The organism is Nitrosomonas sp. ANs5, assembly GCF_050584665.1.
GTDB lineage: Bacteria > Pseudomonadota > Gammaproteobacteria > Burkholderiales > Nitrosomonadaceae > Nitrosomonas.
On record NZ_JBEUDO010000039.1, the window covers coordinates 1 to 26,230 of the forward strand.

Here is a 26,230-nt window from a genome sequence, read left to right on the forward strand (position 1 = left end):
GGGGACGTTGCCCTTTGTGGCCATCTTTATCATTTTCAGAACGCCGCAAAGGGCGGTAAGGTAATAGTTATGTCAGACTGCCTGTCCAACTTGTAATCTGTTCGCATGGCTCAATCCAGTCAGCTTTTGGCTCAATATCGAGTTGTTGTTTAACCCGGATTCCATTTCCCCTCTTTCCTTAACGACGTATTTGCTTTATTTTATTTAGACGCGACAAATACTATTAAGAGGAGAAGAACCATGTCCGAAACCACGCTTTACGAGCGGCTGGGCGGCGAGGAACGTATCCGGGCGCTCGCTACGACTATTTTCGACAAACATCAGAGCAACAGGACTATCCAGACACGCTACGCGGCCAGTGATCGGGATGATGTTATCCGTCTGGTGACCGAGTTTATCTGCTCGGGTACGGGCGGGCCACAGACATACACCGGGCGCGATATGCTGACGGCCCACCGTGGCATGAATATCAGCGAGGAAGAGTTTGTTGCCGTGCTCGACGACATCATGGAAGCGCTGGATGCGCACAATGTCGGCCAGCGCGAAAGAGAAGAGCTGCTGATGATCTCGTATTCTCTCAAGCCTGAGATTGTGCGGGTCTGAATGGCCTGATTGATGTGATGGGTGGCCATTCCAGGGCCGTGACCGATTGATTTAGCCTCAAAAGGAGCTGATATGTTTGTTCAGAAACAGCATTTATCAGGTTGGATGTTAGGTGGGTTCCTGCTGCTCACCACCCCTTTTTGCCTGGCAGCGGAGCAGGCAGTCACGGCTGAACGGGTGACAACCGCAATGGAACGTACCTTTGGCGTACATCCGGGTGAACGCCGCAATCACATCAAGGGCACCTGCGCGGCTGGCGAGTTTGTGGGTTTGCCCAGCGCGCGGGCTTATACCCGTTCCCCGTTGTTTTCAGGCAAGCCTCTGCCGGTGGTGGCGCGTTTCTCTTTGCCTGGTGGTAACCCAAAAATACCGGATACTGCCAGAACGCCACGCGGCATGGCATTGCAGATCAAGCTGCCGGATGGCGGCCTGCAGCATATGACCATGCTCAACACACCGGTTTTTGGTGCGGCGACGCCTCAGACTTTCTTGAATGCTATTGTCGCCAAGCAACCGGACCCAGCCACCGGCAAACCCGATCCGGAAAAAATCAAGCGATTCCGGGCAAATCATCCCGACAGCTTGCCGCAGGCCGATTTCCTGGCCAGTCACAACCCGCCGGTCAGCTGGAGCAACAGCAGCTACTTTGGTATTCATGCCTTTAAGTTCATTAATGATGCGCAACAGTCAACCCTGGTTCGCTGGCGCTTTGTGCCGCAGGACGGGGAAAAACGGCTATCCGACGACGAGATCAACCGCCTGCCGCCGGATTTTCTGGAGCAAAAGCTGATTGAACGAGTCAGGCTCGGCCCGGTTCGCTGGGACATGATTCTGACGATCGGCCAACCCGGCGATCCTGAGGACAACCCCACCCTGTCATGGCCCGAAGATCGAGAAACACTCAAGATCGGTACATTGACCATCACTTCGGCGATGCCACAGAAAGGCGCGGCATGTGAAAAAATCAATTTCGATCCGCTTGTGATGACAGATGGCATCGCACCGGCCAATGACCCGATCCTGTTGTTCCGTTCATCCGCCTACGCGATTTCATCCGGGAAACGGCTTGGCGGAGACTGATATGGCGATCAAGCAGGATGAGCAGGCTCAAGGGCTATGGATTGAGCACCGAGCTTTGAGCATTTTTAGGCATATAAAGGACGGTCGCCATGGCTGTTTCAGTATTACCTGTAGATCAGCGCGTCATTGACATCGATTCACGCCGCTTCGCTTCAATCGAGAAAGCGCTGGTGGAGCTCATTACCAACAGTGATGACAGCTATTCACGCCTTGAGCATGCTGGCCCGCTCATCAGCGACACAATCATTATCAGTTACGAACGGCACCAGAATGGTGCACTGTTGACGGTTTGCGATCATGCCGAGGGCATGTCGTTTCCTCAAATCCATGCGGTGTTGTCTTATGGCGGGGCGCATAGCCAAATGGCCCGTGGCGAGGCGGGTGGCAGGGGGTTCTTTGGGCGCGGCCTGAAGCAGGCCATCTATGGGCTGGGATATGGCTGGATTGAATCGGTGCAGGCGGGCATGCTCAGCAGGGTGGACTTGTTTCGCGCCGAAGATGGCCAGTACCTGTTTGAGGATTGGGACCAGGACAGGTCGGCTGAGGAGAAAGATTATTTGCGCCTGGGCATCCCGCTAGACAGCAATGGCACGCGGGTGCATATCGTGGTCGATAACCCGCAAACCAATATTCCTTACTTTGCCTCTCTGGTGACTGCCATCACGAATAATATTTATTTGAGAGACATTCTGCAGCGCCGGACAGTCGAGATAATCAATCTGAGCAAGAAAGGCAGGCACCGAACCAGCCTCCAGCTGAAATATAAAGAGCCAGAGTCGGAGCTGCTGATTGGTCCCGAGGAACAGGGCAGCTTCATGTACAAGGCGTGCAGCTATTGGTATTCATTAACCCTGAAAAAGGCGAGCCATACCGACCTGGTTCTCAAGGGCGATGAGCGCACCAATGGGCTGCTGGTGATTTCAGGCACGGCGGTTTTTGATTGCCAATTCTTTCAATTCGAAAATCAATTGGGTACCGAGTACCTGTTTGGCAGCGTAATCTGTCCGGCTTTGGCCGAAATGCTGGCCAGCGGCCATTCCGTGATCAGCGATGAACGTGAGGGGCTCAATCTGAAAGAGCCGTTTGTAGCCGCTTTTGCCGATGCCGTCAGCCACAGGATAGCCGATGTTGTCAAAAGAGAGCAGATCAGGCTGAGCCATGTTGATCACGCCACCACTTCCAGGCGAACCCAAAACTTGATTGAGCGCTTGCTGCAACGGGTGAATCAGATCGCCAGCCATGAGCTGAAAATCATCCTGCCCCCCGGCACCGGTTCAGGCCAGTATCGATCTTTTGGAACAGGGCAGCCAGCGGTACTGCGTTTTGGCACACCGTTTTATTACCGGCAAGTAGGACATGCTTTTCATGTAGTCATGCGGGCAGACCGCAGCCGGCTGATGGATCAGGATATCCTGTCTTTCAGTTATGCGTTGCCAGAAAGTGTTTCGATCCGGCCTGCGATGGAAGCACTGAGCGTGGTAGAGCTGGCCGATGATGGCCGCCTGGAATGGACGGTGACCGGTTCAGAAATCGGTGCCAGTGGAAAAATACAAGTCAACTGTGGCCCTTATTCCGCTGCGTGCGAAGTCATCATCGCGGAGAATGCGGCCGGTAAAGGTCATGGCAATCCATCCGGGAAACCTCGCAACCCCTGGGCGATGGATAATACTACGGATTTGTTCAGGGGGTACGCGCTCAAGAACCTTAACAATGATGTCGACAGGGCTGTTTATAGTATCGAGGATCGCATGATACTCATCAATACCGAAGCACCCACAGTCCGCCTGTATCTGAACGGGCAGGGGCATTTCAAGGATGGAGCGCGGTTATTGCTGGCCGAGTTGTTTCTGGATGTCATTACCGAAGAACTGGCCCGCCGCTACGTGGATCGCACTACCCACAAAGGTGAGAGTGAAGCCTATAAACAAGCCAAGCAGGATTTGGTGCGCCGCTATGGCGTGGAAATTCACTCCATCCTCCTGGGGGCGTGACTGGCCAGTATTTTTCCGAAAGCATTTATCGACAGCCTGCTGAATGAGTTGCAGTGGCGAGTGGCGCATGCATGTATTAGCGGCAATCATATAGAGGCATATCGTCAATGTACCGTTGGCCCGGCTTCACGAAAGATGGCATCGATGGTCAGTGCATCAAAGCGATATTCCTTGTTGCAAATATCGTCGTGTACGACAACTTCTCCATGTTCCTGCAAAATGGCGTTGATTTCCTCGCGGCCGAGTGATTGCAACATTCCGTAGATTTTGGCTGGATCATCCTGACAGCCATAGTTGACGGTACGTGCGTCAAAAATACGTACAGCTTCTTCGGCAAACAGGCTGGAGAGTATTGTTTCGGCAGTCTGATTGAACATGGTTTGCTCCTGCACGGTTGCCGCCAGTATGCCAGCACGCGTCCAGCCATCCGGATCCAGCTGATCAGCGGCCGGCAGTTTTTGCAGGAGAATGCCGAAAATGGCGTCATCCGAGGTGACCAGAAACAGGCGGGAAGGCAGTTGTTCGGATTGCCGGAAATAATGTTCAAAAATTTCGACAACCGTTTCACCATCGAGCGGCACTATGCTCTGATAGGCTTCACGCATCGATGCCATGTCCAGCGTCAGAACCAGCTGGCCATGGCCCAGTAAATCGGGTACCGGTTGTGCTGTGATGGGCGGAGCGTATTTTGCCATGCCGCGTAAACGCAGACTTTCGTTGCAATCGATGACCAGCATGGAGACGGGTCCATTGCCTTTCAGCTGGACAGTCAAGCGCCCAGGTTGTTTGAGATTGTCTCCCAGCAGCAGTGTGGTTGCGCTCATTTCCCCCAGCAGCTGCATGACAGGCGCGGGATAATGACGGTCTTGCAGCATTTGCTGCCATACGCTGTCAAGATGCACGATGGCACCTCGAATATCCAGGTTTTCCAGTAAAAAACGTTGTACGTAATTGTTCATTTCAAGTTTCCCGGGATAGAAACTGCACATAGCGGAGCAGTATGTCTGGCTTGCCCTGATCGATTATTTCATGAATAAATCGTTGGCGGTTGGCAGTGTTATAGAAATTCTTGCCGCCATTGCGTAGCAAAGCCTCGGTTTTATAGTAAACATCATCGCGGCAATTCAGGGCGGTTTCTGGCATATAGTCGGCAACGACCGAGCGGCCGGCGTGCAAATAGTCGGCGGCCAATACCGGTTTGTTCAGTTTAACCGCTTCGAATGAGACGGATGTGGCCACATCCATGATGGCATCCGCCCAGTCGATGAGGTGTGGCGAATGCAGATTGCTGTCGGCAATGCGGACATTGGCGCGGCGGCGGATCGAGCGGTCCCATGTCAGCCGCTGTTGCCAGCCTCCGCGGGTATGTGGCTTGATGACCAATTCCAGGTCCGGAAAATCCGCCAGCATATGAATGACGATTCCAACTTCTTCCCAGAAAGTGGTAAAGGTCGCCTTGCGAAGGAACAGCACCATCTTGAACCGGCTGTCGTCACGCACCAGGGGCGATGGCGGCGTGATATCCGCTAACCGGGTCAGCCATTCGTCGCAGTAACGCGGCGAGCCCAGTACAACCACGTCTTCATGTTTCATAAAGGGGCGGAAACGGGTGGCGCATAGTTCATTTGGTACGACGACCTTATCGAACATGGCAGCAGCCGAAAATACCGGGTCCGGTCCCGGCCGCCGCTCATTGCGCCGAATGAGCCGATTGGCATGCGGGCTGTCGCCATGCGGAAGCGATACCGTTGATAATCCCCGCGCCCGGGCCATGGTCAATAGTATTTCTATCCATTCCGTGGCGATGGTCGTGTTGCGTTCAACCCAGTCGAATGCGATCACGCCACGGCCGTCATGACCGAAAGTGCGGTCAAGCAGCTGCCGGCTGACCCGCCGCCATAGCGCTTCCCTTCTTCTCTTTGGCCAGAGTTTGTTGACCACCTCTACAGACGCTTTCAGTGAGGACCGGTGAAAGGTATTCAGTACCGGCACCATTTGCAGACGCCAGGCCAGGTAGAGCGGGCCCGAAATCACATCCCGGATATGCGCAAGCCTGACAGATGCGTATTGGCTGAGATGCGCGATGCGATAATCGTGCTGGAAGCGGTCGAACCCGATCAGCACCACATCGCATATATTGCCGGATTCAACCCAACGCGTAATAACCGGGGTGATATGGTCCACATCATTGTAATGCCGTAGAAAAAACAGGGCTTTCATCATTTAGGTGGGCAAACAACTGCAGCAAACGAGCGAGATGCTCTGGCAGGGGGGAGTTTGCCAGTTAGGGACTTATCAGTTAAAGAGAATTTTATAAACAGCCCAGCTTTCAATCATTTTTCCATGCCAATGAAAGCTGCTGAATGGCAGTGTCAGATGGCACCCGCCGTATGCCATGCCGAAGTATAAAAGGGCGCATTTTATCGGACCAACCGGATGCATTCAAGAAAAAATGCAGCTGAACCAACGGTTTTCTGAGACTGGCGTGTGGAATTCTGGCCGACCCATTATGCTAGAATAACAGGTTTTTACAAGTTCCCCTGGATTGATAATTCATGCGCTGGTTGATCTTGCCTTGTGAAACGCGCTCACGCGAACTGGATGCCAAGCTGCTGTTGGCCGTGCTAGCGGCCGCGCGCGGCATTACAAGTGTCGTGGGCAGTAAAAAACCGATCGATCTCAATCTGCACCGGTTCGATCCAGCGGTATATGTGGGAAAGAGCCTGACCGGGCGCAGCCGGCTAAGCCTAGCCATGCCGAAGCTGCTGGGCCACAAATTGGCGGTCTGGGATGAAGAGGGCTTGGTATGGGCTTCGCCAGAAATATATTGGCGCACCAAAATTCACGGTCCCAACTTGAATCTCCCTTCGCTGCTGATAGCGTGGGGTGAAGCCAATGCGGCGGCTTGGCGGGACCACCCCGATTACTCAGATACCCCGATCGCACTGGCCGGTAATCCGCGTACGGATTTGTTGCGCCCAGTGTTTCGCAACTGTTTTGACGATGAGCTGAATGCGATCCGCCAGCGGCATGGGCGTTTTGTTCTGATCAATACCAATTTCTCGCGTGTCAATCACTACCAGCCGCGCCAGAATCGCCATCTCAAGTGGCTGCGTGAAGGGGGATCCGGGCATTCACGCGCTGGGTTTGCGCGCCATAAGTGGGAGCTCTATAACGCTTTCCTGGCAACCCTGCCTGACCTCATCCGGGCATTGCCCAGTACATGTTTCGTGCTGCGCCCACACCCGAGTGAAAACCGCGCGGTGTGGGATGAATTGGCCGCAGGTTTGCCCAATCTGGCGATCGACCGCGAGGGTAATGTCGTGCCCTGGTTGATGGCAGCCGATGCGGTCATCCACAATGGCTGCACCACTGCTATCGAAGCCTGTCAGCTTGAGTGCCCGGCCATTGCCTACCGGCCAGTGGTTTCGGACCAGTATGATCATCCTTTGCCTAACGGCATCAGTCTCGAAGCCAGAAATATCGCTGAGTTGGCAGACCGGGTGGCGGCCTGTATCCAGGACCGGACTGGCAGCTTTCGTGATCAGATCGAGGATCCTGCACGCCGGGCGCTGCTGAATCGGGCGCTGGCGACTTTTGATGCACCTGAACTGGCCAGCGAACGTATTCTGGACGCTCTTCAACCATTGCTGGCATGCGACGTGGAGGGTTCGGAATTGACTGCAGCCCGGCTGGTTCTATACGGGCGCCGGTTGGTTGCGGGCATCAGCCGCCATATTCCTGGCACGGCCAATTACCAGCCCTACATAGCGCATATGTTTCCACCCACCGATGATGCCGAGGTGCAGTATCGTGTCAATCGCCTGGCCCATTGTCTGGGTCTGGCTGCGGTGCCCAAGGTCAGCCCCTTGTTGGCCGATGTTTTCCAAATTCAACCTGGATTTGTCAGTTGAGCCAAACAACTTATGCGGTTTTGTGGGTGCAGGCAAACTGCCGTGGCGTGGGGAGAGGCCTAGCTAGTTGCAGAATTGCCATGTGGCCCAAACATCAAGCAGTGCATCCCAAAAAAATCGCTCAGCCCATCATTGGGCAGATCAAGCATGATAGTAGCGTGCCAATAAGTGCCCAACTCACGAATCCAGATTTTACCCTGCTGTCAGCAGAGATATGCCGCGTTACTTGACGAGCAAGATCGGTGTTTCGGTGAGATGAAGCACCTTGCTGGCAACTGATCCAAGCAGCAGGTTCTTGATTGCACCCAGGCCCCGAGTGCCGATGACGATCAAGTTGCATTGCTGCGTGCGCGCGAATTCGGTAATGGTTTCGGCAGGGTCGCCAAAGCGTACATGTAAATCATGCTTGATTCCGGCGCTTTCGAGTCGCGCTTTTGCCGCTGCCATTAAAGCCAGTCCCTCTTCCTTGCGCGCCTTGTCAATGGCTTGCATGTCCGCGAAGGTGTCTTTGAAAATGACTTCACTCACTTTGATCGGTTCGCACACATTGAGCACATGCGCATGCAGTGTGCTGGTATCGACCGTATCAAGCATTTTTTCAATGGCACGCATGGCATTCTCGGAGCCATCAAAGGCAATCAGGGCAATCGTCATAATAAGATCCTCGTTATTTTTAATCAGTAACTCAAATTTAGGGAAATACTGAACGCATTCGTCATCACGGCATATATAGCGCCACCGTAATTCTGGAATTTGTCGATGCGGCAAATCGTTTGAATGGCTTTATACGCTGTGCGATGACTCGTTTGAATTGACTCAGTGTCTCACGGACGTATTTTACTCGGAAGCACTCATAATTTGTTGCGATTGGGCCGAGATCGCAAAATAGGCCTGTCTCAGGCCAGTCAGCCTCCTCCAATTTCGATTAGACAACGGCTGCCAGCAAGACACCGGTTTCCGTCACTTCGATCAATGCGCCTGCGGTATCGCCGGTTGTGCCTTGAATACGCTGCATCATCATTGCGCGTAGAAGTATGAATACCAGAATGGCTGTCATGACCAGCCAAAAATAACCGAAACCGGTCATCCACAGCATCAGGGAAGGGGTGGCAGTGATAATGAGAACGTTCAAGTGGCGGGGTTGCTGGGCTGCCAGTGGAGTGCCCAGGCCATGACTGCGAACATAGGGGGTGGTTAAGAACAGAAGCGGTATCAGCGTTCTGGCCAGTAGGGTGGCATACAGCAGCGGAATCCATTCCTGGCTGATGAACAGGCTGTGCAGCGCAGCAAATTTGAGCAGCAGTCCCAGCGTGATGGCAGTTACACCTGCCGGGCCACAGTTGGGATCCTTCATGATGGCCAATGTTTTCTCGGTATTGCCCATGCCGCCAATCCAGGCATCTGCGCTGTCGGCAAGGCCATCCAGATGCAGTCCGCCGGTGAGCAGAACCCAGCCAGCGAGCAACAACGCAGCCGCCACCATGGGCGGGGCATCGCACAATAGCCAGCCGAATCCACTCAGCAAGGATCCGATCAGCAGGCCAATCAAGGGATAAAACGACAGGGAATAGCCGATGGCCTTTGCCTTCGGCAGGGCTGATAACGGCACCGGCAACCGGGTGAGGAATTGCACTGCAATCAGAAAGGGCTCTATCATGCCGAATGACCAGTTTTCAGTGTCGCCTGGCAGCTCTTGTCATGCCATATCACCTCAACCGTTTTCATGGCGGCGTAGGGCACCTCGATTTCCAGCAAATGCTGCATGGGCCGTTGCTGAATATGGCACACCAACATGCGCATGACGCCGCTGTGGGTGACTAGCAGGATATGCTGGCCCGCAAACCGTACCTGAATGTCATGCCAAGTCGCCAGAATGCGGGCCCTGAAAGCCAGCAGATGCTCCGCCTGAGGGGGCGGGTGATCGAGCGGGTTCTGCCAGAATCTTGCCAGCGCTGCCGCATCGGTGAGCATCAGCTCGGCCGCCGAACGTCCTTCCCAGGCACCGAGATGAATTTCCCGTAGGCGCGCTTCCTCGATGAGTGGAATTGCGCAGCGCTCGGCCAGGGCTTGCGCAAACCGCGCGCATCGTTGCAAGGGAGAGGTGATGATATGCTGCCATTGCATGGGCGTGCGCTCGACACTCGCCCACATTTGCCGCCACCCCGTCTCAGTCAGGGCATGATCGGTACTGCCACAATAACGCATGCCGCCGGTGGTTTCACCATGCCTGAGCAAATCAATCGTTGCTTGGGTCACCATATTATCGTTGCTTGGTCGAAACCTGGGCCGCTGAGAAAGTCGCCATTTGATTGTGCAGGGCGCAAGCCAGGCGCAGCAGATTGAGCGCCACGGCCGCACCGCTGGCTTCGCCCAGGCGCATGCCCAAATCTATCAGTGGCCTGGCATCGAGCGCCTGCAGGATATGGGCATGGCCGATTTCGGGCGACTGGTGGGCATAGAGTTGCCAGCGCTTACTGCCAATGCAAATCCGTTCGGCCGTGAGTGCGGCAACGGAACTGATAAAGCCATCGACCAGCACTGGCAATCCCAGTTGTGCCGCACGCAGATAAGCGCCTGTCAATGCCGCAATCTCGAACCCGCCTACCCGGCGCAATGCTTCCAGGGGGGTATGTATGTGCGGCGTGTGCAATGCCAGCGCCTGCTCGATGACCTGCGCCTTATGGGTAATGCCTGTGCTATCCAGTCCGGTGCCAGCGCCTGCCAGTTGTGCCGGTGGCATGTTCAACAACAGGCTGGCAAGCGCGGCCGCACTGGTGGTGTTGCCAATTCCCATTTCGCCCACAATCAGCAATTGCTTTTTATTGACCTGTGCTTGCTCGGCAGAGATGCGCCCAGCATTGAGCGCGGCGGCCAGCTGATGTTCACTCATCGCGGCAGTATGCAGGAAGTTGGCGGTACCGGGCCCTAGGTGATAATGCCGGACATCGTTCAGCCTGTCGGTCGAGTGTACGGTGCCCAGGTTGATAATCTCCAGCTGCGCACCCAGGGCATGCGCCAGCACATTGATGGCCGCTCCCCCGGCAGCAAAGTTTTTGATCATCTCGCAGGTGACCGATTGGGGAAAGGCAGAAATATTTTCGGCGGCTATGCCATGGTCGGCCGCAAAAATTGCAATCTGTACATGATCGACATTGGGATGCAATGTGTGCTGCATCGCAGCCAGTTGGACCACGATCTCCTCCAGGCGGCCGAGTGCACCGGGGGGTTTGGTCAGCTGCGCCTGATGCTGGAGGGCTGACTGGCGAAATTGATCACTCACCGGTGCAGGGGGGTGTTGCAACCAGTCGACTGTGCTGTCAATGATCAAAGTGGATCTCCCTTGAGTGTATGCGGCAGACCGGCCACCATCAGAATCACTTGCTGGCATTGTTGGGCGACGAGTTGATGCAGTCTGCCTGCCTGATCACAGTAACGGCGGCTCAGTTCACCCATAGGTGTGACGCCCATATTGGTTTCGTTGCTGACCAGGATGATGCGGCCAGGCAAGGTTGGCAAGACGGCCAGCAATGCGGCAATCTCGTTCTCCAGTATATTGCTGTCGGGCTGCAACAGCAGGTTGGTCAGCCAGAGCGTCAGGCAGTCGACCAGAAGGCAACGATTGGCTGCAGCGGATTGACTGAGTGTTGTTGCCAGTCGCAGCGGCTCTTCGATTACATGCCAATGAGCGGGGCGGTTGGCGCGATGCAGGTCAATTCTTGCCTGCATTTCGGCATCACCGATGGTGGCGGTCGCGAGATAAGTGACCGGCATGCGGCTCTCGATCGCCAGATGCTCGGCCAGACGGCTTTTGCCGGAGCGCACACCGCCCAGTATCAGGAGTTTATGGCTGTCGGTCATGGGCCATGCCTTGTAGGTTGAGTAGCTGATAGAGGCGGTTCGTGTCCAGATGCTGTTCAACACCGTCAGCCAGACGATTGATCGCGGAATCGCGCAGGGCCTGGTAATCAGGGGCTGGCGGGTGATCAGTCAGCCCGGCCCAGTGCAAGAGTGCGCGGCACGCATCGGCCGATTCGAACAGGCCGTGCAGATAGCAGCCCATGATCTGTCCATCTGCGCTCAAGGCGCCATCTGTCCGTTGCGCGAGATGGACGGCCGGAGAGTAGGTTTCCTGGAAAACAGTCACCCCGTGATGAATTTCATAGCCGGTCATTGCCGCACCTTGATGGGCAAGCGTGCCGCACACGTTGCCCAGTTGCTTCTCGGGATATAAGGTGGTATCCATCTCAAACAGTGCCAGGCCATGGGTACTGCCCGCATCGTCTTCCAGCCCCTCGGGGTCATGAATCCATTTTCCCAGCATCTGGTAACCGCCACAGATACCGATCAATTTACCGCCGTAGCGCAAGTGGTGTCTGATGGCCACTTCCCAGCCTTGTTTGCGCAGCCATGCCAAGTCGGCACGCACGTTTTTGGAGCCAGGCAGAATCATCAGATCGGCTGGCGGAAGGGTTTGGTCAGGTCCGATGAAGCGGAGATTGACCCGTGGATGCAGACGCAGCGGATCGAAGTCGGTATGGTTGCTGATGCGCGGCAAGACCGGTACAACCACCTGCAGCCTATCAGACTCGTCTGCCATAACCGGCCCGGGCGTGTGGGGCAAGGCGTCTTCCGCTTCGAGATGCAGTCCCTGAAAATAGGGCAGCACGCCCAGTACCGGTTTGCCGGTGTAGGCTGCCAGCCAGTCGAGGCCGGGCTGCAGCAAGGAGATGTCGCCACGAAAGCGATTGATGACAAAACCCTTGACGCGTGCGCATTCACTTTCGCTGAGTAATGCCAAAGTGCCGGCTAGATGAGCAAATACGCCGCCACGGTCAATGTCTGCGATCAAAATGACCGGACAGTCGACTGCTTCAGCAAATCCCATATTGGCAATGTCGTTTGCGCGCAAATTGATTTCTGCTGGCGAACCGGCGCCTTCCACAATAATCCTGTCATACTGGGTGGCCAGCCGAGCGTGGGAGGCCAGCACGGCGGTCCGTGCAATCGATTTGTAATTGTGGAAACCGCTTGCATCCATGGTGGCAATCGCCTGGCCATGGATGATGACCTGGGCATTCTTATCCGTGCTGGGTTTGAGCAATACCGGGTTCATGTCAGTATGCGGCACCAGTCCGGCGGCATAGGCCTGTACTGCTTGGGCGCGGCCGATTTCCCCGCCATCGATCGTAACTGCGCTGTTGAGTGCCATATTCTGCGGCTTGAAAGGCGCGACGCGGATCTGCTGGCGTGCCAGCCAACGGCACAAGGCGGTCACCAGCATGCTTTTGCCAGCATCCGAGGTGGTGCCTTGGATCATGAGTGTTTGGCTGTTCATATGATGTTTGCGGCGCTATAGCATGGCCAGCGCGCTGGCCAGCCGCTGCCATTCAGACTCGGAACCAGGCAGGCCCAGGCGCAAGCTGTCCGGTTGGTTGAAAAGCCGGGTCAGGATCCCTTGGGAAGCCAGCCCTGCAAAAATTTCAGCGGCCCGATCCGTGCGTATCCATTGAAAAAAAGCGCTGCCGCTGGTAGGAACCAGACCATGCCGGCACAGCAGTGCCTGTAAGCGCCGGCTGTCCTGCAACAGGCGCTGGCGGGTTCGCTCGTGCCAGGCGTCATCTTGCAGCGCCGCTATCGCCATCCAGCGCGCCGGTGCGTTGACAGTCCACGGGCCGAGCAAATGATTGAGCCTGGTCAGCAATTGCGGGTGGGCGCACACAAAGCCCACCCGGGCACCGGCCAGTCCAAAGAATTTACCTAAAGATCGCAATACGATCAGACCCGGCATCCATGCATGGGGAGCCAGGCTGGATTCGGGCGTGGCATCCATGAAGGCCTCGTCCACGATCAACCAGCCGCCACGTTCAGCGAGCTGCGCATGCCAGGCGAGCAGCTGTGCAGTTGAAAATACGTCGCCAGTTGGGTTGTTGGGATGAATGATAACCAGTACATCGGAGGTTGCCAGGGCTGCATCGATTTGCGCTGGCGTCACGGCAGTCACTGTATGCCGATTGCGTTGCCAGGCATGTGCGTGTTCGGCATAGCCGGGATTCAGTACACTGACATGCGATGCCGCGCGCAGTTGCGGCAGGGCCTGAATGGCAGCCTGCGAGCCGGCGACCGGTAATACGGCTTCCGCCCCATAGTAGCGGCACGCGCTGGCATTCAACTCGTCTTCCTCTTCAGGCAAGCGCACCCAGGTGGAGGCGGGTGGTGTTCTGACAGGCCAGCCATTGACATTGATCCCAGTGGAGAGATCGAGCCAGCTTTCCAGGGGAATAGCGTAACGGGCCGCGGCTGCCCGCAAGCGTCCGCCATGATGCAGGGCGGCTGGCTGTTCAGATTGCTCAAAGATGTCCAATTAACCATTCTCCTGCACAGAGAATCATCAGCCAGAGCAGCAGCGTGCGCTTGATCAATCCCAATGCCCGGCCGATATCGTCAATTCCGGGTGCGTCTCCGGTGCCCAGAAGCGGGCGGATTTCCAGCTTGCCGTGATAACGGGCGGATCCGCCGAGTGTCAGCTGGAGGCTGCCTGCGCCTGCCGCCATGACCGGCCCGGCATTGGGACTTTTCCAGGCTGCCCCTTGCCTGTGCCAACAGGCCATGGCGTGGCGCACATTGCCTGCTAACGCATAGCTGAGCGCAGTCAGTCGTGCCGGGATAAAATTCAGGCAATCATCCAGCCGGGCTGCCGCCCAGCCAAAACGATCATAGCGCGCATTACGATAACCCCACATGGCATCCAGTGTATTGACCAAGCGATAGAGCAAGGCGCCTGGCGCACCGGCTACAATAAACCAGAAAATCGCACCAAATATCGCGTCATTTCCGTTCTCGAGAACAGATTCTATGGTGGCCTGCGTGACACCCGTCTGACTCAGGTCTGCCGTGTCGCGGCTTACCATCCACCCTACCTGTTGACGCGCGCCGGCCAGATCATCCTTGTGCAACCTCTGCATGACCTGGCCGGCATGGGCACCCAGGCTATGCCAGCCGAGTGCCAGATAGAGCACCAGGATATCGATGGCAACATGCCAGGTTGTGAATCCAAGTAAAATCATGAGCAGCGTCCAGGGCATAATCAGCAGCAGCACTGCCGCACTGCCTAATGCGCGGGAATCGGCGTAGAGATAGCGTTCCGCGAAATTTGCCAGTTTTCCGAATCCGACCAGCGGATGAAAGCGGCGCGCTTCCCCCAGCCACGCATCCAGCAACAAAGCTGCCGCTACAGCCAGCGTGGTACTCATGGCTCGAGATTGCCCCAGCCATTGTGGAATATCAATTCATCCAGGTTGCGTTCTGCTGCCCAGCCTGTCAGTTTTAGCATTGGGGCAGGGTAGAAGGCCTGCACATGGCCGAGGCATAGAATGGCAACCGGTTTGCTGCCGGCCGGCAGGTTCAGCAACTGGGCAAGCTGAGCAGGGTCAAACAGCGAAACCCAACCCATGCCCAGCCCTTCGGCGCGTGCCGCCAGCCATAGGTTCTGGATGGCGCAGGCGACCGAAGCCAGGTCCATTTCCGGCAATGTGCGCCGGCCAAAAATATGTCGCTCGCGCTTGTCAGCCAATACGGCAACGAGCAGTTCTCCGCATTCACGGATGCCTTCCACCTTCAGGCGCATGAATTGATCGGCGCGTTCTGCCAGCGCATCGGCCGTGCGCATGCGCTCCTCTTCAACCAGGGCGGCTAGAGCAAGACGCAACCGGTGCTCAGTGATCCGGATAAATCGCCAGGGTTGCATCAGACCCACGCTTGGCGCCTGATGCGCGGCGGTGAGCAAGCGTTTCAACACAAGTGGATCAACCGGATTCGGAACAAAATGGCGCATGTCCCGGCGCTCGGCAATGACCCGGTAAACTGCGGCGCGCTCGCTTGCACTGTAACGGTGGTTGGTGACACTCATGCGGATGCGATAAATGATCTGGCCACTCTTACAAATCGATGCCTGGTTGGGCAGCGATGCCGGCACGGAAGGCATGCTTGCTATCACGCATTTCAGTGACCGTGTCAGCCGCTTCACATAGCGCTTCGGGGGCTGCGCGCCCGGTAATGACGACATGTTGCATGGGCGGACGATTTTCCAGATCATTCAGTACCGTACCCAAATCCAGCCAGCCGAATTTGAGCGGATAAGTCAGCTCATCCAGCACGATCAAATCCAGTGCTGGATCGCGCAGCATGTCCTGCACCACGCGCCAGCCGCGTTGTGCGGTTGCGGTATCTCGTTCCAGATTCTGGGTATCCCAAGTGAAGCCTTCTCCCAGCACGTGCCAGATCACATCCTGCTGGCGCCGGAAGAAAGCTTCCTCGCCGGTATCCGAACGGCCCTTGATGAATTGCGCCACACCCACCCGCATCCCATGCCCCAAGGCGCGTGCAATCATGCCAAAGGCCGAACTGGATTTGCCTTTTCCGTTGCCGGTGAGGACCAGCAACAAGCCCTTCGTCTGGTCGGCGCGCGCAATCGAGGCATCGACGATTACCTTCTTGCGTTGCATGCGTTGACGGTGACGCTGCGTGCGTTCGGCATCTGTCATCGCGTTAGCCGGTTATGGTGCTGTGTGGGTCGATCTGGCGATGGATCAATGCGAAGGTGACATGCACCAAGCCAGCCAATCCCATATAGAACAGAAACGATTCAATATACATTGGGAAAAACTGGCTCAGCCGGTGGCCAAATTCAACCATGCTGGTATCGGTGAAACGGCCGGAATAGAAATAAAAGCCGCCGCTGGAAAACAGCTCGCACAGAATCAGACCGGCTGTTGCACTGAAAAAAAGTGGCATCAGGGTGCGCCAGGTAAATTGATGGTAATTGGCGTACCACCGGCCAGCCAGCCATAGTGAAGCATAGGCTGGCAATAAAAATACATAGGCCGGTGTCAGGCAAAATCCGCGGGTGCCGCCCCAGGTATAAGCCGCGAAGTCGAGCCCCCAACTGAGCGCAAACAGCCCCAACAATGGCCAAGCCGAACGCAGGTAGACGCCAGCCAGAAAGAAAACTGCCCAGGAAGCACCGGGTAGGGAATGTAATGACGCAAAGTGATGCCCGCGTGTAATGATCATCAGTGCGGCCAGCACCAGACCAATGCTTATTTGGCTGCGAGTGGATAAAGTGAACATTTCTAGACTCTTGGTTTAGGTTGATCGTTGGACGATGAAATCGTGGCCAGTACGATTTGCGGGGGAATCCAGAAATGAACCCGGTGATCGGTTGTGCACAAGCCGACCGGAATGCCGGTAATTACCCTCCGCAATACCGTAAAGTTTACTTCAGGCCGGTCTCCGGACTCATGAGCGGAATATATTCCTGATCTGCGCCTTCCCGTGTAGTTATACACAGTGGCATGATGCGGATCACTAACTCATTTACCGTTGCGGGGGCAGTGCTGGCATAGTCTGAAACGAATCAAAACGCACCAGCTTCCCGTTTAACCTTGCTGGCGTGAATCGCCTGGCAGGCACCCGAGGTAAGTGAGGCGCAGCCTAACCAAATGCAGCAGGGGTGTCAAGTTTTGCAGACAGACCGTCGAAGCAAACAGCAGGCAGCCAGTGGTTAATTGCTGTTGGGATCCGATTTGTGCATTGGGCACTTATTTCCGCTTTCTCCGTCCGACAATAATGCAGCATTTCCTCCCACCGCGGCCGTGTTGATCGTGATCACGCGTTCGGTGGCAAACCGCTGCAGATAATGCGGGCCACCGGCCTTGGGACCGGTCCCTGAGAGGCCCTCGCCGCCAAATGGTTGCGAACCGACCACGGCCCCAACCATGTTGCGGTTGGCGTAGGTATTGCCGCAGCGAGTATGCCGCTGAATGTAATCAATTCTGCTTTCGATACGGCTGTGGATCCCGAGCGTGAGTCCGTAACCGCTGCGATTGATGGCTGCTATCACCTCATCCAACTGGTTGGCCGAATATCGAATGATATGCAAAACCGGACCGAATACTTCATGTTGCAGTTGGTCAAGTCTTTCGATTTCGTAAACATGGGGCGGGAAGAAGCTGCCCGATGCGCAGGCGGGTGGTCGCTGTAGGGCCTTGATCAGATGGGCTTCTCGATGCATGCGTTCGCAATGCTGCAGCAGCTCGGCACGGGCGGAATCACTGATCACCGGGCCGATGTCAGTGCTGAGCTGCATAGGATTGCCAAGGCGTAATTCATCCATCGCACCACTTAGCATTGCGATAATTCGGGGTGCGATTTCCTGTTGCAGATAAAGTACACGCAAGGCCGAACAACGCTGCCCAGCACTGTTGAAGGACGAGGCGATGACATCTTTCACGACTTGTTCGGGCAGGGCCGAACTGTCAACGAGCATGCAGTTTTGACCACCGGTTTCGGCAATGAAAGGTAGAATGCGTTCGCGTTGCGCCAGTGCCTGGTTGATCTGCCGTGCGGTGCTGATTGATCCGGTAAAGGCAACACCTGCAATGCGCGGGTCGCTGACTAGCTGCATGCCAATCTGGCTGCCGCTGCCAGGCATGAAGTGCAATACTGTTTCGGGGATACCGGCTTGATGCAGTAAGTTTATCAGGTAGGCGGCAGAGAGCGGAGTCGGTGCCGCCGGTTTGGCGATGACGCTGTTCCCTGCCACGAGTGCGGCTGCAATCTGGCCAGTGAAAATAGCGACCGGAAAATTCCATGGGCTGATGCATATGAAAACGCCTCGCCCTGCCCAGTGTAACTGATTGCTTTCTCCGGTCACGCCGGGAAGCGTAACAGGGTGAGGAAAGTGCTGGCGTGCCTGGACTGCGTAATAGCGGCAAAAATCAATTGCCTCGCGCACTTCGTTGAGCGCGTCTGGAATCGTGCGTCCCCCTTCACGGATAATCAGCGACATGAGTTCGATCATTTGCGCTTCAAGCAGCTTTGCAGCCTGTTCCAAACAAGCAGCACGCATGTTGATATCGCTGCTGGCCCAGCCGGAGGCAGCCTGATGAGCCGCGTCAAGCGCCTCGTCAGCAACCTCGGAGTTGGCCAGCGACACTTCGCCAACAATATCATCCCGGTCGGCAGGATTACGGATGAGGTAGGTATTGCCTGTCAGCTTGCGACCATTGACAATCGGATTGGCCTGCCATGATTGTCTGCCCACTTTTTCCCATGCCTGTTTGAGGTGGAGCTGTACGGCATTATCGGCCAGATTGAGACCACTGGAATTGAGTCGCTCACCGGCATAGAGATGGCGTGGTGCGGGAATGTGCAGTGCGGAGCTGACCAGTTTATCGAGCGGGTTAGCGACGATTTCCTCGAGAGCGATCTGCTCGTTCGCGATTTGATTGACGAAAGAACTGTTGGCGCCATTTTCCAATAGACGCCTGACTAGGTAGGGAAGCAGCGTTTTGTGGTCGCCGACCGGTGCGTAGACGCGACAGCTGAATTGAGGATGGTGCTTGAGCACTGTGTGGTAAAGCGTTTCCCCCATCCCATGCAAGCGCTGGAATTCGAAGGCGCGTTCCCCGGCCATGACGATCAATGCTGCGACAGTATGGGCATTATGCGTAGCGAATTGGGGATAGAAAAGCGTGCCATGATCAAGCAGGCGCTGGGCGCAAGCAAGGTAAGAAATATCGGTCGCGGCTTTGCGCGTGAAAACCGGGTAGCCCTCGAGGCCCCGCTCCTGAGCCAGTTTGATCTCGGTGTCCCAATAGGCGCCTTTAATCAGGCGAACAGGAATCGGGCGTTGATGCGCATCAGCCAATCGTGCCAGCCAGTCAATGACGTGAATCGCTCGTTTCTGATAAGCCTGGACGGCCAGCCCGAAACCATTCCAGCCCGTCAGCAGACGATTGCAGTAAACGCTTGCAAATATATCAAGCATTAAATCGAGTCGTTCCGTTTCTTCAGCGTCAATTGTCATGCTGATATTGGCGGCCTTGGCGGCCAGTGCCAGTTCCAGCAAGCGAGGCGACAATTCTTCATGGATACGCTGTTGCTGACTGTATTCATAGCGGGGATGCAGTGCGGAAAGTTTGACCGAGATGCTGGGACGTTCAAACAGTCCAGCCTGGCCGGCCTGCGTACCCAACGCGGTGATGGCATCCTGGTAGGCTGCCAGGTAGCGTTTTGCATCGCTGGCTGTGAGTGCGGCTTCGCCGAGCATGTCGAAGGAGTAGCGAAAATGACGGTTTTTTCGGTGGTGGCTGCGCGATAACGCTGTATCGATAGTTTTACCCAGAACGAAGTGGTGGCCAATGAGGCGCATTGTCTGCTTGATCGTCATACGAATCAGCGGCAGGCTTCCAGCCTGCATCAAACGGTCGAGCCATGCGGGAGATTTTGGCCCGACCAGCCAACCCGCCAGTTGCAATCCCAGGGCCGTCAGGTTGATAAGATGGGAGGATCGGCGGTCTGGGTGGCGACCCCAGTCAGTATTTGTAAATTTGTCCCGGATTAGCGCATCGGTGGTCGCAGCATCCGGAATGCGCAGCAACGCTTCCGCCAGGGACATGAGCAATACGCCTTCTTGTGTGCTTAAATCATATGCTTGGAGGATGCTTTCGATACCGCTGCGAGTTCGCGCCAATTTACGTACTGTTTGGACGAGCTGTCGCGCCCGCATCGCTGCTTGCGCCTGTTCCTGATCTCCCAGTCTTACGAGAGGCAACAGGATTGCAAGCTGTGCGTCTTCATCTCGTAGATAGGCCAGATTGATTGCGGCACGGGTAGCACTGGCGGGCTGGTCTGATATGTCATTCAACATAGTGGTGAAGGGTTCTTGTTTTTAATCTGAAATCTTTAGCCGAACGGGCAGTGCGTTGACGTACCCTAAAACTGACGTGGGATTATCCCGCGCTACATACATCCGGCTGAAATTGTATAGTGGCATATAGAAATAACGATGTATGCTTTTCATGACCCTATATTAGCGCTGTACCATAGCAATCAATCGAAATTTCCGGGTGTATTCATGTACGAACCAAAATCCAAACCACCCCTATCACGTCCCAAGTTTGTACGGAGACTGCTGTTGCATATCTTTGCCGCAGCAGGCGTGATCGCGGTGTCATTGATTGTCGGCGTCAGTGGATATATTTATTTCGAAGGCATTGCCTGGCATGACGCTGTGTTCAACACGACCATGATACTTGGCGGAATGGGGCCGGCTACCTTGCCACAAACGCTTGCAGGGAAGCTTTTTGTCGGTTTTTACGGGTTATGTACGGGTCTGATATTTGTGACGACGATGGGCATGATCCTTGCGCCTATTGTGCACCGCATCCTTCATAAATTCCACTGGGATCGCAGCGAAGACTCGTCTTTGCCCTGATGGGCAGCTGCCAGATTCGGTAGCTAAGTGCCGTCGCCCGGTTGGCCGGCAGGACACTCCCTGACTTTCCGAGTGTCAGTACTCATCGAATGCATTCTGAACCCATTCTATTTCCAGGTTGCCAGAGATCAGGATGGCATCGAAGCGACAGGGCCGGTCGGCATTATGCCTGGAAAGATAATGGCGGGCGGTTTTGATCAGTTTTGCTTGCTTGGCCGCTGTGATGCTCGCAGCAGCACCGCCATAAAAATGACTGGTACGCATTCTGACTTCGACAAATACGAGGGTGTCGCCTTCTTGCATGATCAGATCGATTTCACCAAAACGGCAGTGGTAGTTTCTTTCCAACAACCTTAGTTTCTGCTGTTGCAGAAAATTCTCAGCCCGGCGTTCAGCTTCATGCCCTTTGTTTTGCATCGTGCGGCTAATTATGTGGAATTACGCGGCCTTGTCTGAAGACTGCGGGAATTTGCCTGCGATTGAACTGATTGGGCGATTCGTAGTGAATATGTCCGGTTGCACCAGCAAACGCGATATTTTCAGGCGTATGCGTATGCAGCATGCGCAGCGCTAACTGAAAAGCATCGATTCCCAATGCATAAAACCGCTGGAGATTTGTATCGGTTGGCATGTCCGGCTGCCGGTAGTGTTGGATGTCTGCCGGCTCCAGCTGCAACAACCAGGGCATCTCGGTGAATTGCACTGCGTCCAGTTCCTGGAAATAGGTGGGATCACTGCTGCCAGTAAATACCAGCGAAGTTGCATATACCGGTATGGCGGGATGAATGAATAACCGGACAGCCCGGCTGCTGAAGCCATTCAGTGCGAGAAAGACGATATTGTCCTGTTCGGATGTGTGACGGTAAAGCTGGGCAAGCTTATCCTGGCTGCCAAGTTCGAATTCTTCGGCTGAAGTGATATTGTCAGCCCGGATCCATTCATCGGCAAAAGCTGCTTTGAGTCTTTTCGACAATTCACTGCGATCGGTGACAATGACAGCGTGGGGACTCGCATTGGCGGCTGCCAACTGGGCAATATGTCTTGCTTCATCGGCGGTATTCATCCCAAACAAATAAAGGTGCGAAGGGGGATCGATATCTTCAATGGCCGAAGCATTGAGCGTCAACGTGGGAACTGTCACTATTTGACTGGCAGCCAGTGCGTTTACCCCGTTGCGGGTAAGGGGGCCCACCACCATTTCGACGCCATCCTGAATTGCCTCCTGGTAGCTTTCGAGTATGTCCTGGGCTTGACCTGTCGTGGGATAAACACGTATCCCGGTCGATATCGGGGATTCCCGCCCGGCGGCAGCGAAAAATCCCATTTGCAATGCCTGGGCGGCTTGCTTGAGCGCCGGGGCATCGAGCGGCAATAGCAGTGCAATTTGGTAAGCGGGGCCATGGCCGGCCGGATGCGCCGGATTCGTTAGGCTGGCGGGATCAGGCGGATTGGAAAAAGCAGCAGGACTGCCGTATAGTGCAGCCATCCATATCCAGAAATACCCAAGTAATCTTTTCATGGCAAAAGCATGCTGAATGCAGAAGAAAAATCCAAAGGGACATTATATGTGGTTGCTACGCCGATCGGAAATTTATGCGACATCACTTTGCGTGCACTGCAAGTACTTTCCACGGTTGATATCATTGTAGCCGAGCATGTTCAGAATGCACATAAACTGCTGGCCCGTCACGCGGTGCAAGCTCGTATCATGCCTTTGCATCAGCATAATGAGGCCAGGGTCGCCGAAAAAATTATCGAGCTACTTAAGGGCAATAAATCGATTGCATTGATTACTGACGCCGGTACGCCCGGCATTTCCGATCCTGGCGCATGGCTGGTACGTGTGGCACGTGAACAAGGTTTCCAAGTGGTGCCCATTCCTGGTGCGAATGCCGCCTTGTGCGCGTTGTCCGCATCTGGATTGATCGCCCCGCATTTCTTTTTTCATGGATTTTTGCCGGTGAAAAGCGGGGAACGACAACGTAAACTCGCTGCCTTGAAAAATTTATATGCCTGCATTCTGGTCTTTTACGAAGCACCGCATCGCGTGCTCGAAAGTGTGGCCGACATGATTGCGGTATTCGGCCAGGCACGCGAAATAACCTTTGCCCGGGAGCTGACCAAACTTTTTGAAACAATCCATACCTGCGCGCTGGGTGACGCCCTCGACTGGCTGCAGGCGGATGCGAATCGCTTGAAAGGTGAATTTGTTTTGTTGCTCTCACCAGCCAGCAAGCCCGAACGGGAAACGGATATCAGTCTGGAGGCCAAGCAGATCTTGATGATTTTGCAAAAAGAATTGTCCTTGAAGCAGGCGGTTCAACTGGCAGCCGAAATTACCGGTGAAAATCGTAAGCAGTTGTATGCATTGGCATTGGAGAAGCAGAAGTCGATGCCGGAGAATGAAGTCTGATCTGTTTCTCCCGGACGGCAAGTACATTGCGCGCTGCGGTCTTGCATTCTTGCACGCTGACTGCGCCTTATTTTACCCATGATTAAAGCGAGGAAGCTGCCAAGATGATTTCACAACCCACCATGCTAACCCTGATCCGTCCTGACGATTGGCACTTGCACCTGCGCGATGGGCGGGCTATGCAAGCCGTCTTGCCCGATACGGCACGGCGCTTCGCACGTGCAATTATCATGCCTAATCTTAAACCTCCCGTGACGACCACCGAACAAGCTGTGGCTTATTATGCGCGCATTCTCTCGGCGTTGCCGGATGAACTGTCCGGCCGATTTCAGCCATTGATGACGCTCTACCTGACGGATAGCACACCACCTACTGAAATCGAGCGAGCTAAAATGAGCGGTGTCGTGCATGCTGTCAAGCTTTATCCGGCAGGCGCCACGACGCACTCCGATGCGGGTGTCACGGATATCACGCGTTGCTATCCCGTGCTGGAAATGATGGAGCGGCATGATATGCCCTTGCTGGTGCATGGGGAAGTCGTCGATCCCGAAGTGGATATATTCGACCGCGAGAAAGTCTTTATTGAACGCGTGTTAATTCCGCTTATGCAACGTTTTCCGGAGTTACGCATCGTGTTTGAACATATTACGACCCGTGATGCGGTCGATTTTGTACAGTCGGCTTCCAGTCACATTGCAGCGACCATCACCGCTCACCATCTGCTGTTGAACCGCAACGCGTTGCTGGCTGGCGGTCTGCATCCTCATCATTACTGTCTGCCGGTTCTTAAACGTGAGGTTCACCGTCGCGCGTTGCTCAGCGCGGCGACCAACGGGAGTCGTAAGTTTTTTCTGGGCACGGACAGTGCCCCGCATCCAAGATCGGACAAGGAATCCGCTTGTGGTTGTGCGGGTATCTATAGCGCGCATGCCGCGATCGAGATTTACGCACAGATTTTCGAGCAAGCGGGAAAATTGGATCGTCTCGAGGCCTTTGCCAGTTTTCATGGGCCGGATTTCTATCGGCTGCCCCGTAATCAGGATCGTGTTTCGCTGGTCAAGGAAAGCTGGCGCATCCCTCAACAATTGGAGTATGCAAACGACACCCTGGTGCCGCTCGGAGCAGGGGAGATGCTGGAATGGAAATTGTCCGAAGGCAATTTCGATTGATTCTTGTTAGTGACAGGCTGCCAGAAATTGGCAAGCTCATTCTGTTGTGCTGGGACTCCAAAAAGCCTGGCTGACGTAATCTTCCATGCGTATGTGTTTAACCAGTGCATCCAGCTCCTCGCCATCAATGGAGGTGGGCAGAAGCGTCGATTCGATTTCAATTTCGTGCGTACCAAACGCATGCACCTCGATATCCCGCAAAGGAATACCGGCCGATTCGAAGCTTCGCTCGAGCAAGGCCAATGCTTCCTTGCGTTGATTGCGCAGGGCAATCACGTGAAAGGTATAGGTCGCTTCAACCGATTCGATGTCAATTGGCTGGCGATCGACACGGTTGACGATGGGGCGCAGAAGGGTATTGGCTGCCAGCACAAAAAGGGCACCCATCACTGCTTCCAGCCATAAATCCGCGCCGGCAGCACATCCCACTGCGGCCGACCCCCATAGTGTGGCTGCAGTGTTGATTCCTCGCACATTGCCTTCTTCCCGCATGATGACGCCTGCGCCAAGAAAACCGACCCCTGATACGACATAGGCAATGACATGCAGCGCAGAGGGCGTGCCGCCATGGATCTCATGAAAACGGACGGCAATATCGACAAATAAAGCCGCGCCCACACAAACCAGCACGTTGGTGCGTAGACCAGCAGTGCGCTGCCGTACTTGGCGCTCCAGGCCAATTACTCCGCCCAGGATAAAGGCAGTGGTCAGGCTGATCAGGCTATCAAGCAATGATTGGAGATTGATATTTTGAATGGCTTCCATGCTTTCCCTTTTGTTCTCAGTGTTGGTCTTGATCCTGGCTATGATACGATATCAGCATGTATCGTTCATCTGCACCCTGCATGGCCGAGAGCAATGTTTTGAGCGATTATGCAAGATCAATTTGACGCGGGCCTGCTAAATAGGTATAGTAGCCGTCTTTTCCGGGGTGTAGCGTAGCCTGGTAGCGCGCCTGGTTTGGGACCAGGATGTCGGGAGTTCAAATCTCTCCACCCCGACCAATTTTATGCTTCATTGATTCGGGCCAGGGCCCGGTTTGAGTCGCAGTGCCCGTAGCTCAACCGGATAGAGCACCAGCCTTCTAAGCTGGGGGTTACAGGTTCGATTCCTGTCGGGCACGCCAGTGAAATGCTGGTCTTGTTTCAATGAGCAAACAGATTGGAATATGTCGTTCTGACTTCTAATCTATGGTGGCTGTAGCTCAGTTGGTAGAGTCCCGGATTGTGATTCCGGTTGTCGTGGGTTCGAGCCCCATCAGCCACCCCAATAATAGATTCAGCAAGCTGCATCATAAATAGCAGTCTGTCTAAATATCCCGCTGTCTGCGGGAATTTTCCCTCAAAAAAAACACAACTCCTTTAAACTGCCGCGCTTGTCGGCGTGACTGCAGTGAACGTCAGTCCGCCTTGCTGCGGTCAGGCCGAGCACACTGCAAACTAATTAGCCAAGTAGCAAGGTTGTCACAAGTTGAAAAAAGTACTTGAAAATACCGAGCAAGTTGAGTATCTGACCTGCCTGCCGAGGCATTGGCGCGAGCCGGTAGCCCTTTCGACTCCCATTTGCAGCTCCAGTTTTAATGCCCAATCTTGTCTTGATTGAGGCAAACGATTTCGTCTGGGCAACGTGCCCGTAAAGAACAAGCACCTGATGCCAGGCAGCGCTGCCAATCGGATTTAATTTCTCTACATTTTGCGATGATTCAGTAAGTCGTTGATATTCTTTATATTTAAATTTATTTTCGTTTCAATTGAAAAAGAGTGTTTATTTTTTTTTAAACCTGC

General features: G+C 54.8%; 24 protein-coding genes, 3 tRNA genes and 1 riboswitch. Of the genes, 10 read left to right on the plus strand and 17 right to left on the minus strand.

Annotated features, from left to right (window positions below):
- Positions 1–240 precede the first annotated feature (240 nt).
- The 3 genes from ABTW62_RS09915 (at position 241) to ABTW62_RS09925 (ending at position 3,674) form a co-directional block, all read left to right on the plus strand.
- Positions 241–603, plus strand: coding sequence for a group I truncated hemoglobin (locus ABTW62_RS09915; RefSeq protein WP_430904418.1), 363 nt, complete (start codon positions 241–243; stop codon positions 601–603).
- A 72-nt stretch (positions 604–675) separates the two neighbouring features.
- The gene (locus tag ABTW62_RS09920; protein WP_430904419.1) at positions 676–1,683 is read left to right on the plus strand and encodes a catalase family peroxidase; all 1,008 of its coding nucleotides are present in this window, start codon (positions 676–678) and stop codon (positions 1,681–1,683) included.
- A gap of 89 nt (positions 1,684–1,772) precedes the next feature.
- Positions 1,773–3,674: a hypothetical protein gene (locus ABTW62_RS09925; RefSeq protein ID WP_430904420.1), complete on the plus strand. Its 1,902-nt coding sequence runs from the start codon at positions 1,773–1,775 to the stop codon at positions 3,672–3,674.
- Positions 3,675–3,778: 104 nt separating this feature from the next.
- Here ABTW62_RS09925 and ABTW62_RS09930 read toward each other — a convergent pair whose 3' ends face one another.
- Both ABTW62_RS09930 and ABTW62_RS09935 read right to left on the minus strand, forming a co-directional pair.
- Positions 3,779–4,633 (minus strand): Hsp33 family molecular chaperone HslO, encoded by an 855-nt coding sequence (locus tag ABTW62_RS09930; RefSeq protein WP_430904421.1) that lies wholly within the window; start codon positions 4,631–4,633, stop codon positions 3,779–3,781.
- A gap of 1 nt (position 4,634) precedes the next feature.
- On the minus strand, positions 4,635–5,897 hold the full coding sequence (locus tag ABTW62_RS09935; protein WP_430904422.1) for a hypothetical protein: 1,263 nt from the start codon (positions 5,895–5,897) through the stop codon (positions 4,635–4,637).
- A gap of 332 nt (positions 5,898–6,229) precedes the next feature.
- On the opposite strand from ABTW62_RS09935, the gene ABTW62_RS09940 reads away from it, so the two are divergent.
- Positions 6,230–7,588: a surface carbohydrate biosynthesis protein gene (locus ABTW62_RS09940; protein ID WP_430904423.1), complete on the plus strand. Its 1,359-nt coding sequence runs from the start codon at positions 6,230–6,232 to the stop codon at positions 7,586–7,588.
- A 222-nt stretch (positions 7,589–7,810) separates the two neighbouring features.
- Here ABTW62_RS09940 and ABTW62_RS09945 read toward each other — a convergent pair whose 3' ends face one another.
- The 12 genes from ABTW62_RS09945 to putA all read right to left on the minus strand — a co-directional run bounded on the left by ABTW62_RS09945 (position 7,811) and on the right by putA (position 20,297).
- Positions 7,811–8,242 (minus strand): universal stress protein, encoded by a 432-nt coding sequence (locus tag ABTW62_RS09945; RefSeq protein ID WP_090414248.1) that lies wholly within the window; start codon positions 8,240–8,242, stop codon positions 7,811–7,813.
- Positions 8,243–8,513: 271 nt separating this feature from the next.
- Positions 8,514–9,245, minus strand: coding sequence for an adenosylcobinamide-GDP ribazoletransferase (locus ABTW62_RS09950; RefSeq protein WP_430904424.1), 732 nt, complete (start codon positions 9,243–9,245; stop codon positions 8,514–8,516).
- Positions 9,242–9,847, minus strand: coding sequence for a histidine phosphatase family protein (locus ABTW62_RS09955; protein ID WP_430904425.1), 606 nt, complete (start codon positions 9,845–9,847; stop codon positions 9,242–9,244). Before ABTW62_RS09955 ends, ABTW62_RS09950 begins: the two co-directional genes overlap by 4 nt.
- A 1-nt stretch (position 9,848) precedes the next feature.
- Positions 9,849–10,916 (minus strand): nicotinate-nucleotide--dimethylbenzimidazole phosphoribosyltransferase, encoded by a 1,068-nt coding sequence (gene cobT, locus ABTW62_RS09960; protein WP_430904426.1) that lies wholly within the window; start codon positions 10,914–10,916, stop codon positions 9,849–9,851.
- Positions 10,913–11,446, minus strand: coding sequence for a bifunctional adenosylcobinamide kinase/adenosylcobinamide-phosphate guanylyltransferase (gene cobU, locus ABTW62_RS09965; RefSeq protein WP_430904427.1), 534 nt, complete (start codon positions 11,444–11,446; stop codon positions 10,913–10,915). The genes cobT and cobU overlap by 4 nt, the downstream gene beginning before the upstream one ends.
- Positions 11,430–12,923 (minus strand): cobyric acid synthase, encoded by a 1,494-nt coding sequence (locus ABTW62_RS09970; RefSeq protein ID WP_430904428.1) that lies wholly within the window; start codon positions 12,921–12,923, stop codon positions 11,430–11,432. Before ABTW62_RS09970 ends, cobU begins: the two co-directional genes overlap by 17 nt.
- 15 nt (positions 12,924–12,938) lie before the next feature.
- Positions 12,939–13,949: a threonine-phosphate decarboxylase CobD gene (gene cobD / locus ABTW62_RS09975; protein WP_430904429.1), complete on the minus strand. Its 1,011-nt coding sequence runs from the start codon at positions 13,947–13,949 to the stop codon at positions 12,939–12,941.
- Positions 13,936–14,838 (minus strand): adenosylcobinamide-phosphate synthase CbiB, encoded by a 903-nt coding sequence (cbiB, locus tag ABTW62_RS09980; protein ID WP_430904430.1) that lies wholly within the window; start codon positions 14,836–14,838, stop codon positions 13,936–13,938. The genes cobD and cbiB overlap by 14 nt, the downstream gene beginning before the upstream one ends.
- Positions 14,835–15,494, minus strand: a complete 660-nt coding sequence (gene bluB, locus ABTW62_RS09985) for a 5,6-dimethylbenzimidazole synthase (RefSeq protein ID WP_430904440.1) — start codon at positions 15,492–15,494, stop codon at positions 14,835–14,837. The genes cbiB and bluB overlap by 4 nt, the downstream gene beginning before the upstream one ends.
- Positions 15,495–15,522: 28 nt before the next feature.
- On the minus strand, positions 15,523–16,128 hold the full coding sequence (cobO, locus tag ABTW62_RS09990) for a cob(I)yrinic acid a,c-diamide adenosyltransferase (protein ID WP_430904431.1): 606 nt from the start codon (positions 16,126–16,128) through the stop codon (positions 15,523–15,525).
- A gap of 4 nt (positions 16,129–16,132) precedes the next feature.
- The gene (locus ABTW62_RS09995; RefSeq protein WP_430904432.1) at positions 16,133–16,714 is read right to left on the minus strand and encodes a hypothetical protein; all 582 of its coding nucleotides are present in this window, start codon (positions 16,712–16,714) and stop codon (positions 16,133–16,135) included.
- A gap of 136 nt (positions 16,715–16,850) precedes the next feature.
- Positions 16,851–17,075: riboswitch (cobalamin riboswitch) on the minus strand.
- Positions 17,076–17,147: 72 nt separating this feature from the next.
- On the minus strand, positions 17,148–20,297 hold the full coding sequence (gene putA / locus ABTW62_RS10000; RefSeq protein WP_430904433.1) for a bifunctional proline dehydrogenase/L-glutamate gamma-semialdehyde dehydrogenase PutA: 3,150 nt from the start codon (positions 20,295–20,297) through the stop codon (positions 17,148–17,150).
- Between the two features lie 207 nt (positions 20,298–20,504).
- On the opposite strand from putA, the gene ABTW62_RS10005 reads away from it, so the two are divergent.
- On the plus strand, positions 20,505–20,864 hold the full coding sequence (locus ABTW62_RS10005; RefSeq protein ID WP_430904434.1) for a hypothetical protein: 360 nt from the start codon (positions 20,505–20,507) through the stop codon (positions 20,862–20,864).
- Between the two features lie 75 nt (positions 20,865–20,939).
- On the opposite strand, the gene ABTW62_RS10010 is transcribed toward ABTW62_RS10005, so the two are convergent.
- Both ABTW62_RS10010 and ABTW62_RS10015 read right to left on the minus strand, forming a co-directional pair.
- Positions 20,940–21,281: a YraN family protein gene (locus tag ABTW62_RS10010; RefSeq protein ID WP_430904435.1), complete on the minus strand. Its 342-nt coding sequence runs from the start codon at positions 21,279–21,281 to the stop codon at positions 20,940–20,942.
- Between the two features lie 7 nt (positions 21,282–21,288).
- A complete protein-coding gene (locus ABTW62_RS10015) occupies positions 21,289–22,383 on the minus strand; it encodes a penicillin-binding protein activator (RefSeq protein WP_430904436.1) in 1,095 nt (364 codons plus the stop codon).
- A gap of 9 nt (positions 22,384–22,392) precedes the next feature.
- Here ABTW62_RS10015 and rsmI point away from each other — a divergent pair, with 9 nt between their 5' ends.
- Together rsmI and pyrC are read left to right on the plus strand one after the other, a co-directional pair.
- Positions 22,393–23,277, plus strand: coding sequence for a 16S rRNA (cytidine(1402)-2'-O)-methyltransferase (gene rsmI, locus ABTW62_RS10020; RefSeq protein WP_430904437.1), 885 nt, complete (start codon positions 22,393–22,395; stop codon positions 23,275–23,277).
- A gap of 104 nt (positions 23,278–23,381) precedes the next feature.
- Positions 23,382–24,446, plus strand: coding sequence for a dihydroorotase (gene pyrC, locus ABTW62_RS10025; RefSeq protein WP_430904438.1), 1,065 nt, complete (start codon positions 23,382–23,384; stop codon positions 24,444–24,446).
- 36 nt (positions 24,447–24,482) lie between these two features.
- Here the strand turns inward: pyrC and ABTW62_RS10030 are convergent, their stop codons facing one another.
- On the minus strand, positions 24,483–25,211 hold the full coding sequence (locus ABTW62_RS10030) for an MgtC/SapB family protein (RefSeq protein WP_430904439.1): 729 nt from the start codon (positions 25,209–25,211) through the stop codon (positions 24,483–24,485).
- A 162-nt stretch (positions 25,212–25,373) separates the two neighbouring features.
- Here ABTW62_RS10030 and ABTW62_RS10035 point away from each other — a divergent pair.
- The 3 genes from ABTW62_RS10035 (at position 25,374) to ABTW62_RS10045 (ending at position 25,715) form a co-directional block, all read left to right on the plus strand.
- Positions 25,374–25,450: transfer RNA gene (locus tag ABTW62_RS10035), tRNA-Pro, on the plus strand.
- Positions 25,451–25,495: 45 nt separating this feature from the next.
- A tRNA-Arg gene (locus ABTW62_RS10040) sits at positions 25,496–25,572 on the plus strand.
- Between the two features lie 67 nt (positions 25,573–25,639).
- Positions 25,640–25,715: transfer RNA gene (locus ABTW62_RS10045), tRNA-His, on the plus strand.
- Positions 25,716–26,230 lie beyond the last annotated feature (515 nt).